At 60.9% G+C, this 12,968-nt stretch carries 10 protein-coding genes; 3 read left to right on the top strand and 7 right to left on the bottom strand.

Annotated elements, in window-relative coordinates:
• Window positions 1-11: 11 nt before the first annotated feature.
• Genes AC3YUO_RS00905 through AC3YUO_RS00915 form a run of 3 tightly spaced genes read right to left on the bottom strand, consistent with a single transcriptional unit; the run spans window position 12 to window position 3,585 of the window.
• Window positions 12-1,064 (bottom strand): ABC transporter permease, encoded by a 1,053-nt coding sequence (locus AC3YUO_RS00905; RefSeq protein ID WP_489961166.1) that lies wholly within the window; start codon window positions 1,062-1,064, stop codon window positions 12-14.
• Window positions 1,061-2,074 carry an ABC transporter permease gene (locus AC3YUO_RS00910; RefSeq protein WP_489961167.1) on the bottom strand — a complete coding sequence of 338 codons (1,014 nt, stop codon included), beginning with the start codon at window positions 2,072-2,074 and terminating at the stop codon, window positions 1,061-1,063. Before AC3YUO_RS00910 ends, AC3YUO_RS00905 begins: the two co-directional genes overlap by 4 nt.
• Window positions 2,071-3,585 (bottom strand): sugar ABC transporter ATP-binding protein, encoded by a 1,515-nt coding sequence (locus AC3YUO_RS00915; protein WP_489961485.1) that lies wholly within the window; start codon window positions 3,583-3,585, stop codon window positions 2,071-2,073. Before AC3YUO_RS00915 ends, AC3YUO_RS00910 begins: the two co-directional genes overlap by 4 nt.
• A gap of 416 nt (window positions 3,586-4,001) precedes the next feature.
• Between AC3YUO_RS00915 and AC3YUO_RS00920 the strand changes: the two genes are divergently transcribed.
• The 3 genes from AC3YUO_RS00920 to AC3YUO_RS00930 all read left to right on the top strand — a co-directional run bounded on the left by AC3YUO_RS00920 (window position 4,002) and on the right by AC3YUO_RS00930 (window position 6,993).
• A complete protein-coding gene (locus tag AC3YUO_RS00920) occupies window positions 4,002-4,928 on the top strand; it encodes a sugar-binding transcriptional regulator (RefSeq protein ID WP_489961168.1) in 927 nt (308 codons plus the stop codon).
• Window positions 4,929-5,045: 117 nt separating this feature from the next.
• Window positions 5,046-6,608 carry an autoinducer-2 kinase gene (gene lsrK / locus AC3YUO_RS00925; RefSeq protein WP_489961169.1) on the top strand — a complete coding sequence of 521 codons (1,563 nt, stop codon included), beginning with the start codon at window positions 5,046-5,048 and terminating at the stop codon, window positions 6,606-6,608.
• Window positions 6,609-6,642: 34 nt separating this feature from the next.
• Window positions 6,643-6,993 carry a cupin domain-containing protein gene (locus AC3YUO_RS00930; RefSeq protein ID WP_489961170.1) on the top strand — a complete coding sequence of 117 codons (351 nt, stop codon included), beginning with the start codon at window positions 6,643-6,645 and terminating at the stop codon, window positions 6,991-6,993.
• A gap of 127 nt (window positions 6,994-7,120) precedes the next feature.
• On the opposite strand, the gene nagB is transcribed toward AC3YUO_RS00930, so the two are convergent.
• From nagB to AC3YUO_RS00950, 4 genes are all read right to left on the bottom strand, one after another.
• Entirely contained in the window at window positions 7,121-7,840 is a 720-nt protein-coding gene (nagB, locus tag AC3YUO_RS00935) for a glucosamine-6-phosphate deaminase (protein ID WP_118644214.1), read from the bottom strand.
• A gap of 50 nt (window positions 7,841-7,890) precedes the next feature.
• Window positions 7,891-9,006 (bottom strand): N-acetylglucosamine-6-phosphate deacetylase, encoded by a 1,116-nt coding sequence (nagA, locus tag AC3YUO_RS00940; protein WP_489961171.1) that lies wholly within the window; start codon window positions 9,004-9,006, stop codon window positions 7,891-7,893.
• A 299-nt stretch (window positions 9,007-9,305) separates the two neighbouring features.
• Window positions 9,306-10,211, bottom strand: coding sequence for a DNA adenine methylase (locus AC3YUO_RS00945; protein ID WP_489961172.1), 906 nt, complete (start codon window positions 10,209-10,211; stop codon window positions 9,306-9,308).
• Window positions 10,208-12,853, bottom strand: a complete 2,646-nt coding sequence (locus AC3YUO_RS00950; protein ID WP_489961173.1) for an NYN domain-containing protein — start codon at window positions 12,851-12,853, stop codon at window positions 10,208-10,210. The genes AC3YUO_RS00945 and AC3YUO_RS00950 overlap by 4 nt, the downstream gene beginning before the upstream one ends.
• Window positions 12,854-12,968 lie beyond the last annotated feature (115 nt).

Below are 12,968 nucleotides of genomic sequence, written 5' to 3' on the forward strand. Positions count from 1 at the left end.
AATTCCAAACATTATTGAGCCGCCTTGGCTTTCGGCTGGAATTTTCCTTTCAGCTTGGCCATAAATACGGCGGTGCCGGGCATGTTGACCACGGCGCGGCCCACGACCACCACGACCAGCAGAACACCGATGGGGATGTCCAGATACTGGGTGTTGATCTTGAAGCAGAGAGGCAGGCCGAAGCGCAGCAGACCGATGATCAGGGAGGCCAAAGCAGTACCGATGGCGCTGCCCTTGCCGCCGGTGGACAGGGTGCCGCCCAGCACGCAGGCGGTGATAATGTTCATGGTCAGGGTGCTGCCCAGGTCGCTCTTGGCGGTGCCCAGATAGGACGTCAGCACGATGCCGGCAATGGCGGCGCTGATGGCGCTGAGCACATAGGTGGACAGGATGATCATACGGGAATTGATGCCGGAAAATTCCGCAGCCCGGGGATTGACGCCCACCAGGAAGACCTTGCGGCCGTACTTGCTCTTGTGGAGCAGCAGATAGGCGATTACGGTCATAGCAGCGAAAATCAGCAGCTGGGAAGGAATCACATCAAAGAGCTTGAACTTGGTCAGGGCCTTGAAGCTGTCGGGGAAGCCGCTGATGCCCTGATAGCTCTCGGTGGAGCTGAGGGTGGACACCAGCAGGGCCAGGCCGGCATACAGGAAGCTTCCGCCCAGGGTCACCACCATGGCCTGAACCCGGCAGTAGGCGATGAAGAAGCCGGACAGGGCGCCGCACAGGGCGGCGGCCACAATGGCCAGCACCACGGCTCCCCAGATGTTGAAGCCGAAGTCCTGCCAGGCCACACCGATGATGATGGAGGTCAGACCCACGATGGAGCCGGCCTGAATATCGATGCCGCCGGTGATCATGACGAAGGTGACAAACAAGCTGATGAGGCAGATGGCGATAAAGTCGTTGACGCTGGACAGCAGCAGGGGAATCCGCAGGAACTTGGGATTGGCTGCGCCGAAGATGACGAACTCCAGTACCAGAATGACCACCAGGAAGGTGTTCCAGTTTTTCAGCAGGCTGCCTACTTTACCGTGATGATGAGAATCTAACTTCTTCACTGGGGATCGCCTCCTTCCATTGCGTTGGCTGTGCGGGCCATCAGGCGCTCGTGGCGGCTGCGCACGGCGCTGCGGTTCTGCATCAGTGCATCAATGACAACGATGGCGATGAGGATGATACCGGTGATGGCGTTATCGTAGTTGGACGAGAAGCCCATAAAGACCAGCAGGTAGCTGATGGAGCTCATAATGACTGCGCCGATGGCCGCGCCGATGACGCTGCCCACGCCGCCGCTCAGGCTGATACCGCCCAGCACACAGGCGGCCACGGCCTTCATCTCATAGCCGTTGCCGGACAGAGAGGTGACGAAGCCGATACGGCTGCAGAAGAGGATACCGGCAATGGCGGACATGACGCCGCAGATCACATAGGCCAGAACCTTGGTCTTGGTGGCAGAGATGCCGACCAGCGTGGCGCCGCCGGCATTGTCGCCCACGGCGGTGAAGTAGCGGCCCCGACGGGTGCGGGTAAGCAGCACATGAATAATGGCCACTACAATCAAGCAGGCGCAGAAGTAAACGGTGAGGTCACCCACCAGAGTCTTGGAGGAGAAATCCTTGAAGGACTTAGGCAGGTTCTCCACCCAGGCGCCGCCGGCATACACATACATGCTGCCGCGGAGGATACCGTTGGTACCCAGGGTAAAGATCAGAGAGGGAACACCCATGACCGCCACGCCCCAGCCGTTGAACAGGCCGATGACGGCGCCGATGAGGATGCCCACTGCAAATGCAACCAGCCAGTTGCTGCCGTCCCGGAGCATGCTGCCCACAACCGTGGCCACGATGCCCAGAATGGAACCGACGGAAACATCAATCTCACCCACGATGATGGCAAAGGCCATACCGATGGCGATGAGGATATACACAACCGCGGAGTTAAAGCAGGCGGAAATGTTCTCCGAGGAGGCGAAGGTGGGGTTGATGATGCTGACGATGATGAACAGGGCTACCAGGAACAGAAAGCTGCTCAGCTCCCGGGCCTTCAGGACTTTTTTCAGCGCACTCATGCCTTTTCCTCCTCCTTCCGGATCAGACCAAAGGCGGCGCTGGTCAGGTTGTCCTGATTGACATCCTCCTTGGCAAATTCACAGTTGACCCGGCCCAGATAAATGCTCATGGCCCGGTCGCTCAGCTCCACAATTTCTTCCATATCAGAGGAGATGAGCAAGATGGACACGCCCTGGTCACGCAGCTGATGGATGATGCTGTATACGTCGCCGCGGGCCGCCGCGTCGATGCCGCGGGTGGGCTCGTCCAGAATGACCAGCTTGGGAGCCGTAGACAGGCTGCGGCCGATGACAATCTTCTGCTGGTTGCCGCCGGACAGGCTGCCGGTCAGCTGATCCTGGCCGGTGACCTTGATGCGGAAGTCATCCACATACTGCTGGGTGACCTTCTTCTCCTCCTTGCGGTTGAGGAAGAAGTGACCCATCTGAGCAGTGCCCAGCAGAGCGCTGGTGGTATTGCAGGCCACGTCGCTGATCTTGAACAGGCCGTCGGCGTGACGGTCCTCGGGCACGTAGTTCAGGCCAGCCTTGATGACGTCCGCGGTCTTCAGACCGGTGATGTCCTTGCCGTCCAGAATTACATTGCCGCCCAGCACCTTGTCCCGGCCGAAAATGGTCATGGCCATCTCGGTACGGCCCGCGCCTACCACGCCGGCCAGGCCCAGAATCTCACCGGGATAAACCTTCAGGGAGATGTCGGTAAAGCCGTAGCCGCTGAAGTTGCGCAGCTCGAAGACAGGGGGCTTGGAGTAGTCCACCTTGCTGGTCACCTGGGTCTTGCGCTGGCAGGAGTCGGTGGGCAAAAGGCCGCACACCAGGTCGTCCCGGGTGAAGTTGCTCACCGGACCGTCCAGGGTGATGACACCGTCGCGCATGATGGCCACTGTGGTGGCAATCTCAAAGACCTCGTTGAGGCGGTGAGTGATGTAGATAATGCCGATGCCCTGGCTCTTCAGGTCCTCCACACATTTAAAGAGGCTTTCCACTTCTTTAAAGGTAAGGGCGCTGGTGGGCTCATCCAGAATCAGCACCTTGGCGTGACGCAGCAGGCCGCGGAGAATCTCCACCAGCTGCTGCTCAGCGATGGACAGGCTGCTGGCCTTCCGCTCCAGAGCGATGTGCCAGCCCAGGTAGTCCATCCGCTCCACCAGTTCCCGGTGCAGTTCTGCCCGGGGACGGTTGAAGCCAATGAGGATGTTCTCCTCTACCGTCATATTGGGGAACAGCAGGGGCTCCTGAGGCACCATGTAAACACCGTGTGCCAAAGCCTCGGCGGGCTTCCCCACCGTCATTTCCTGACCGTCTACAAAAATCTCGCCGCTGTCATGGCTGTAAATGCCCATGATGATCTTCATCAGGGTACTTTTACCTGCGCCGTTGCCTCCGATTAAGGCCAGTACCTCTCCCGGAGCCAGGTCCAGGCTGATACCTTTCAGGACGGCGTTCAGGCCAAATGACTTGTAGACATTACGAACCGACAGGAGCTTTTCCTTGCCGGACGGAGCAGTCATGTTTTCCAAGCCGATACCTCCCACTGTACGCAATCACAAAAGTTACTACTTCGTATATTTTGTTATGGGCTTAGAATAATGGATTTTTTTCGCTTTGTCAACAGGAAATGTCAAACAACAAGCCGTCTCCAGCCGGTTTTTTTCGTCGATTTGCAGCATTTTATCAGCTTTCTTTCAGGATTCTCGGGCATAAAATACAAATAATTGTTTCATTTGCACATATAGAATTGCAATTATTTGTCTATAACATACAATTTTATGGTCTTTTCATAACATTTATAAAATCGCATTGACATCTGATAGGGCTCAATGCTATACTCAATTAGGAAAACATTTGATTCAACTTAAAACTTTTGTTCTTTCCATTCCCGCTCTTTTCCCCTTTTAATTTCTCTTAATGTGCAGGAGCTGAAATCATGAACGGAGACTTCAATTACGAAGAGATTTTAATGGTAAAAACAGCGTGGTATTATTACATCGAAAACTATACCCAGCAGAAAATCTCTGAGCTCCTGGGCATCAGCCGCATCCGGGTCATCCGACTTCTGGAGAAGGCCCGGCAGAACGGTATTGTCAGCTTCCGCATCCGGCAGGACAACAACCGCCGCATGCAGGTGGAGAAGTCTCTGATTACCCACTTTTCCCTCAATGACGCCTTTGTCATCCCGGTGGGCAGCGACGCCTCCGAGCTCAACGAGAGCCTGGCCCAGGCAGCCGCCATGTATATCGCGGATCGTCTGACCGACAATACCTTTATAAATATGGGCTACGGCGACACCCCCAGCCGGATCCTCAACCATCTGGCCCGTTCCACGGAACACCCCATCAACGCCGTGTCCCTTACCGGCGGTGTGAGCTACTATCTGCCCAACACCCAGTCCAGCGTCTTCAATGCCCGCCTGCACCTCATCCCCTCCCCCCTGATTCTGGGCAGCCCCGAGCTGGTCCAGGTCATGTTCCAGGAGGAATCGGTCCAGCGCATTCAGCAGATGAGCCGGGTGGCCAAGATGACGGTGGTAGGCATCGGCAGTATGGGCGCCAACGCCACCATTATTCAAAACGGCATCCTCACCAAAGCCGACTTCCTGCTGCTGGAGATGCAGGGGGCTGTGGGCGACATCCTCAGCCACTTCATCGACAAGGACGGAAATCCCATCCAGAGCAGCGTGGAGCAGCGGCTTCTGAGCACTCCCCTCCAGGAGCTGCGCCAGATGAACAACGTCATCGGTGTGGCCGGAGGCGAGGATAAGATCGAAGCCATCCATGCCGTGCTGAAGGGGCAGTACCTGGACACCCTCATCACCGATGAGGCCACGGCCGAGGCTCTGCTCGCCCACGAATAACCCCTGGGCCCTGTCCCGCCCGGATCAGGGTCCGTCTTTGCGTCTTTCCCGTTCCGTATCCACTTAAGGGATTTATATCGTTCTGAATTTTAATATTTTAAGGAGTTGATGGTTCTTATGTCCAAATACCTGATGGCAATTGACGCCGGAACCGGCAGCGTTCGCGCTGTCCTGTTCGATCTGGACGGCAACCAGATCGGCTGCGTGCAGGAGGAGTGGACTCACAAGGAGGATCCCCGCTTCCCCGGCAGCATGGATTTCGACTGGGAATACAACTGGAAGCTGGCCAGCGGCTGTGTCCGGGGCGTGCTGGAGCAGACCGGCATCGCTCCCTCCGACGTGGCCGCCGTCTCCACCACCTGCATGCGGGAGGGTATCCTCCTCTATGATAAGGAGGGTACGGAGATCTGGGCCTGCGCCAACGTGGACGCCCGCAGCAACGATGAGGTAGCTCAGCTGATCCAGAGCGATCCGGAGCTGGAGAAGGAGCTCTATGCCCAGTCCGGCCAGAGCTACGCCCTCAACGCCATCCCCCGTATCCTGTGGGTCAAGAACAAGATGCCCGAAATCTACGAGAAGACCGCCGCCGTTGGCATGTTCAACGACTGGTTGATCTATAAGCTCACCGGCGTGCTGGCTGTGGAGCCCAGCAACGGCTCCACCACCGGCCTCATGGACCTGCAGAGCCGTACCTGGGACCCCTCCATCGCCCGACGCTGCGGCCTGCGGGAGGACATCTTCCCCGCAGTGCTGGAGTGCGGCCAGATTGCCGGCAAGGTGAGCGCCCAGGGCGCTTCCCAGACCGGCCTCGCCGAGGGCACCCCCGTGGTGGTGGGCGGCGGCGACTGCCAGCTGGGCACCATCGGCGTGGGCGCCTGTGACCCCGGCCAGGCGGCCGTGTTCGGCGGCAGCTTCTGGCAGTATGAGTTCAACACCGACAGCGGTAAGACCGACCCCCAGGGCCGGGTCCGTGTCAACTGCCACGCCGTCCCCGGCGTGTGGCAGTATGAGGCTCTGGCCTTCAAGCCCGGTCTGGTGATGCGCTGGTTCCGGGACGGCTTCTGCCAGCTGGAGAAGCAGCAGGGTGCCGCCGAAGGGGTGGATCCCTACGACCTGATGAACCGTGAGGCGGAGAAGATTCCCGCCGGCTCCTACGGCATGATGTGCTGCTTCAGCGACGTGATGAACTTCATCAACTGGAAGCACGCCTCCCCCACCTTCACCAATTTCGAGCTGGAGCCCGAGAAGTTCAACCGCTACACCTTCTACCGCGCCATCCTGGAAAACACCGCCCTCATCGTCAAGGGCCACATCGCCCTGGTGAAGGAGGCCACCGGCAACGAGCCCGAGGAGCTCATCTTCGCCGGAGGCGCCTCCAAGAGCCCCCTGTGGTGCCAGATTCTGGCCGACGTCACCGGCAAGAATGTGCGCACTCCCGTGGTGAAGGAGGCCACCGCTCTTGGCGCCGCCATTCTGGCCGGCTACGGCGTGGGCATCTATCCCAGCATCGCCGAGGGTGCTCAGCGCACCGTGCGCTTTGATCATACTTACGTTCCCAACCCCGACAATTATGCTGTCTACGAGGACATGTATCAGGTTTGGCGCCAGGTTTACGCCGCTCAGCTGGAGCTCTGCGACCGCAAGCTGACCAAAAATATGTGGATTGCCCCCGGCCTGTAAGCCGACAGTCCCAGTATAGAATGGAGAGAGATTTATGTTTGTAATCAACGAAAATGAGAAGGAGTACCGCTTCGGCGACAGCGGTCCCAAGTACCTGATGAAGGGCCCCCGCATGAACTTCGCCCTGGTGCAGTTCATGCCCGGCCAGGACTTCCGCGCCCACTATCACAACGTGATGGAGGAGAACTTCTTCATCCTGGAGGGCAAGATTGACATCGTGGTGGATGGCACCGTGCACACCCTGAGCAAGGGCGACCTCATCCACATCGAGCCCGGCGAGGTCCACTACTGCCGCAACGCTTACGACGTTCCCGTGAAGATGGTCTCCACTCTGGCTCCCTATCAGGCTGTGGACAAGGTAGAGGTAGAAAATCCCGTCTATTGATTGCGGGCTGTCTCTCAGGCCGGTCCTTTCGGTCCACAATTTCAAAGAACGACAAAACACCGGGCTCCATTCCGACGGAATGGAGCCCGGTGTTTTGCTCTGTTTGGGATTTGCTGCCTGCTCTCGATCAGATGAGAGACAGGGCCTCCTCATCCGCCACCAGGATGAAGTCGGGGTGGTACTGGAGGATGGAGGCGGGCACCTGGGGGGTCACGGGGCCGAAGAAGGCGTCCTTGATGGCCTGGGCCTTGTTGGCACCGGAGGCCACCATCACCACCCGGCGGGCCTGGAGAATGTCCCGCACACCCATGGTATAGGCGTGGGTGGGCACCTCGTCAATGGAGGTGAAGAAGCGCTTGTTGGCTTCCCGGGTGCTCTCGGTCAGGGTCACCTTGTGGGTGCCCAGAGAGAAGTGGTCGTCGGGCTCGTTGAAGCCGATGTGGCCGTTGACGCCCAGGCCCAGCAGCTGCAGGTCGATGCCGCCGAAGTCGGCGATGAGCTTGTCGTAGCGCTCACACTCCCCGTCGCCGTTGACACCGGAGGGCACATTGGTGTTCTTCTGGTCAATGTTCACGTGGTCAAAGAGGTTATGGCGCATAAAGTAGGCGTAGCTCTGGTCGTGGTCGGGGGTGAGGCCGGCGTACTCGTCCAGGTTCACCGAGCGCACCTGGGAGAAGTCCAGCTCGCCCGCCTTGTTCCAGGCGATGAGGTTCTGATAGGCTCCTACCGGAGAAGAGCCGGTGGCCAGGCCCAGCACGCAGTTGGGCTTCAGGGTGATCTGGGCGGCAATCAGCCGGGCGGCGGCGGCGCTCATGGCGTCGTAGTCCTTGGTTCGGATAATTCTCATGGCAGTCATTCCTCCATATTTATATCGTATGATCCGCTCTTTTGGAGCAGTCAGCACGCTTGTTCGCCCTCTACATAGACGGCTTTCAGCTCCAGGTCCTTGGACAGCAGCAGGAAATCCGCCCGCTTGCCCACCGCCAGGGAGCCAATCTCACCCTCCAGCCCCACCGAGCGGGCGGGAGCCAGGGTGGCAGCGGTGATGGCGTCCTCCAGGGACAGCCCGTAGGAGACCACGTTCTTCACCTCAGTGAGCATGTTGGTGGAAGAGCCGGCCAGGGTGTCCGTCCCCTTCAAGGTAGCCCGGCCGCTGTGCAGCTCAACCGGCTGTCCGCCCAGCTCATAGTCGCCGTCAGGCATATCGGCACAGCGCATGGAGTCGCTGATCAGCACCAGCTGCTCCCCAAACATGCGGTGGGTGGCCCGAATCACCGAGGGGTGGATGTGCATGCCGTCGCAGATGAGCTCCACCGCAGCACCAGCGTCCAGCGCAGCCCCAATCACTCCGGGCTCCCGGTGGTTCAGGGGCGGCATGCCGTTATAGAGGTGGGTGGCGTGGTTGGCGCCCGCCCGGAAGGCCTCCATGGCCAGGTCGTACCCGGCGGTGGTGTGGCCCAGGGAGACGGTGCACTCCTTGGACACCTCCTCAATAAAGGGCAGGCAGCCGTCCTCCTCGGGAGCCACGGTGATGAGGCGCACCTGTCCTCCGCTGGCCTCATTGAGCCGGCGGAACATGGCCATATCGGGCTTGTGCAGGTTATCCGCCGCCTGAGCGCCCCGCTTAGCGTAGGACAGGAAGGGTCCCTCCAGATGGATGCCGGCACACTTGGCGCCGTCCTGTGGCCGGACAAAGTCCCGGATGGTGTGCATGGCCCGGGTGAGTTCCTCCTCGGGCAGGGTCATGGTGGTGGCCAGGAAGGAGGTCACTCCGTGCTGGACGTAATGCCGGGCCATGACGGGCAATCCCTCGGGATTGCCGTCGGAAAAGTCGTGGTTCCGGGCACCGTGGGTGTGAACATCCACAAAGCCGGGCACCAGGTACTGTCCCCCCGCGTCCAGATCCCCCGGGGCATCCGCCGGACCAATGTCCGTGATGACGCCGTTCTCAAAGGCCAGAGAGCCGGGCCGGAAGGCTCCGTCCACAAATAAAAGGGCATTTGTAATTCGCATAATCGTTTGCACCTCCGAAAAAAAGGGGCGGCGGTGGATTGGCCGCAGCCCTTTTTCAGTCATTTCTTCTCCCGGCTCCAGAGCCGGATATACAGGATTTTCGCAGGAATATGCAGGATTTTGTGTTTCCCCGCAAAGCGCCAGGTTCTTGGTGTAAATTTATGGAATTTTATCCATTTTTATATCAGACTGGCACAAATTCCGCACCTTTATTTTACCATAAAACCATCCGCTTGTCACGCACAAAAACCCCAGGCGGAAAAGGCCGCCCTACGGCCTGTCCGGCCGAAGGGCGCAGCTCAGTAGGTGGTAATGAGCAGCTCGCTCACCTTGCCCCGGGCAGCCGCATCCGAGTTAATCATCCGGGAGGCGGCGATACGCCGCAGGGTACACCCCGCGTACAGCTCGTCAAAGAAATTATCCTGAGGATCGGTGTTATGGGGGTCGGAGTTGCTGGCCGCCACCTTTACCCCCCGCTGTGCCAACTTCTTGAGGAAGACAGCCAGCTCCCGCTGCTCCTGGTCTCCAAAGGAATTTTTGGTGTAGGCCGTGAAGCTGGAGGTCTGGTTCAGGGGGCGGTAGGGGGGATCGGCGTAGAGGAAGGTCCGCTCATCGGCAAACTCCTCCACCTGGGTGTAGGGGGCGCACACCAGCTCCACCCCCTGCAGCAGACCGGACACCCGGCGCAGGTTGTCCTCGTCGCAGATGGTGGGATTTTTGTAGGCCCCCGCCGGTACATTGAATTCTCCCCGGGCATTCACCCGGTAGAGCCCATTGAAGCAGGTGCGGTTCAAAAACAGCAGCAGGGCCGCCCGCTCCGCATCCTCCTTGTTCCCTCTCTCTCCCTCATTAAATTGTGCCCGGATTCGATAGTAAAAATCCTTCCGGGCCTGGGAATCCAGGGACAGATAGTCCTCCTCCAGCCGGTGCAGCCGCTCCAACAGCTCCTCCAGCCGGTCCCGGACACAGCAGTAGGCATTGATTAGCTCCCCGTTGGTGTCGCTGGCGTAGACCGCCTCCAGACGGTAGGTGCTCAAAATATCCAGCAGCACCGCGCCGCCCCCCAGAAAGGGCTCGGCGTACCGGGTGATGGTGGTTCCCAGCCCCTCCGGATAAACCCTGCGGATCTCTGGCAGCAGCTGGCTCTTTCCGCCCGCCCACTTCAGAAAGGGGCGGGCCTGTCCTTCTTGCAATTGCTTTGTCACGGTGTTTCCTCCCGTTTTTTGACCTGGGCGGTGCTGCGCAGCTGGTTCTGCTCCCGGCCGCCGCTCCGGTTGTGCCGCCGGATGAGGTCGGAAATTTCTCCCTGGGCCTGCTCCACCTCCGCCTTGAAGGCCCGGGCGGACAGACGCAGCGCCCCGTGGCCCAGGATGATGAGCTGTTCCAGCCCGTCCGAGGTGGCCACCCGCACCCGGTGCTCCTTTTGGAGGTCGTAGGTGGCCTTTTCAATGTAGGCGTCGGCCGTCTCCGCCTCCTTGGTATACACCACATAGATGTTGTTTACCTTCTCCACCGAGCCCGGGTTTCCCTTCACCTTGTAGGCGTCAAACACCAGAATGACTACGCACTTGCGGTAGCCCTGATAATTGGACAAAATGTCCGACAGCATGGCCCGGGCGGCGGCCACATCCTGCCGGGCCACCGCCTCCAGCTCCTCCCAGGCGAAGATGATGTTATAGCCGTCCACCAGCAGGTACTCCGGCCCCGTCTTCTGGTCCCGGATGTGGTACTTGCCCTCGTCCAGACTGGTGCGGGCAGGTTTCTTCTGGGGCTGGAAGGCCTGGCGCTCCACCTTGCCGTAGGTGCGCTCAAAGATGGCCTGGAGCTCCTTGTCCTGCTCCAGGGACCCGCCCCGGTAGGCCCGTTCTCCCCCGGCGGGAGCGGAGGGCTCTTCCGCTTCCGGCTCCTCCCCCAGGCGCAGCCCGCTGTCCACGTGCATATGCTCCCGCACCTCGTTCCACTTCACCACAACGCCTGCGCCGTGGTCGCAGAACACCGAATCGGCGGGGTTGTCCGTGTCCCGCTCCGGGTCGTAGCCCAGTTCCGCGGCCACCTCCTCCTGGTTGTGGCAGGGCGCATAGCCCCCCGCGGTGCACCCAAGCCGTCCCCGGCCCCGGGTATAGGCGGCCACCTGCTGTCCATAATCCCGCAGGCCGGCCACCGGGGCCTGCCCGGTGAGAGCGACCAGCTCTTCCCCGCTCTCCGGCGGCTCCACGGTTCCGCCCATGTTCTGCAGATCGGTCATGGCCCGGCCCACACAGTCCACGGGCACCTCCAGGGTGAAGTCGTAGACGGGCTCCAGCAGAAGGGTCTCCGCCTGCATGAGGCCCTGGCGCACCGCCCGGTAGGTGGCCTGGCGGAAGTCGCCCCCCTCGGTGTGCTTCACATGGGCCCGCCCGGCCACCAGGGTAATTTTCACGTCGGTGAGGGGGGAGCCGGTGAGCACCCCGGGGTGTTCCCGCTCCAGCAGGTGGGTGAGCACCAGCCGCTGCCAGTTCAAATCCAGCTGGTCCGTGGGACAGGCGGAGGCCACCCGCACCCCGCTGCCCCGCTCTCCCGGCTCCAGCAGCAGGTGGACCTCGGCGTAGTGGCGCAGGGGCTCAAAGTGGCCCACGCCCTCCACCGGCCCGGCGATGGTCTCCCGGTACACAATGCCCCCGGTGCCGAAGTCGGCCTCCAGGCCGAAGCGGTCGGAAAGCTGCCGCCGCAGCACCTCCAGCTGCACCTGGCCCATGAGCTGCAGGTGAATCTCCTTCCACCGCTCATTCCACACCACCCGGAGCATGGGGTCCTCCTCCTCCAGCTGGCGCAGCTTGGGCAGAACGGTGTGGGGGTCGGTGCCCTGGGGGAGGATGAGCTGATAGGACAGCACCGGCTCCAGCACCGGCCGGGCACCGTCTTCCTCCGCCCCCAGACCCTGGCCGGGGTAGGTGCGGCTCAGGCCGGTGACGGCACACACCGTCCCCGCCGGGGCCTCCTCCAGGGTCCGGAACTTCTCCCCGGAGTAGAGGCGCAGCTGGTCCACCTTTTCCTCCCAGCGCTCCTCTCCTGCTCCGCCCCCGATGAGTTCCTTGGGCCGCAGCGCGCCGCCGGTGACCTTCAGCCAGGTGAGCCGCGCCCCCTGGCTGTCCCGGGAGATTTTAAAGACCCTTGCCCCGAAGTCCCGGGGATACTTCTTCTCAGGCAGGCCGGTCTCCAGGCCGGACAGGAGTTCCTCCACCCCCTCCAGCTTCAGCGCCGAGCCAAACCAGCAGGGGAACAGCTTCCGCTCTCCCGTCAGCCGGGCCAGGGTGCCCTCGGACACCGCTCCCGTCTCCAGGAACTCCTCCAGAGCCTCCTCGCTGCACATGGCGGCGGCTTCATCCCGCTCCGAGTCCGGGGCCGTGAAGTCCACAAAGCCCCCATCCAGCTTGCCCAGCTCCTCCAGCACCCGGATCTTGTCCGCCCCCGCCAGGTCCATCTTGTTCACAAACACAAAGGTGGGCACCTGGTAGCGCTGCAGCAGCCGCCAGAGGGTGCGGGTGTGGCTCTGCACCCCGTCGGTGCCGCTGACCACCAGCAGGGCCCCGTCCAGCACCTGGAGGGTGCGCTCCATCTCCGAAGAGAAATCCACGTGGCCCGGGGTGTCCAGCAGCGTCAGTTCCACATCCCCAAGGGGCAGCACCGCCTGCTTGGCAAAGACGGTGATGCCCCGCTCCCGCTCCACGGCGTCCGTGTCCAGAAAGGCGTCCCCGTGGTCCACCCGGCCCAGCCGGCGCAGGGCGCCTCCCACATATAAAAGGCCCTCGGCCAGGGTGGTTTTCCCCGCGTCCACATGGGCCATGACTCCGATACAAATTCGTCTCATGCTCAATAACCACTCTCGTCCCGCTCCGCGTTCCTCCGCGGATCCAAAGTCTCTCCTATTATGACAGGTTTTTTCCCGTTCTTCAATCCTTATCCGCGGAAGCCCGCCCCGTCGC

The organism is Pseudoflavonifractor sp. HNCC25GI2 (assembly GCF_058136395.1).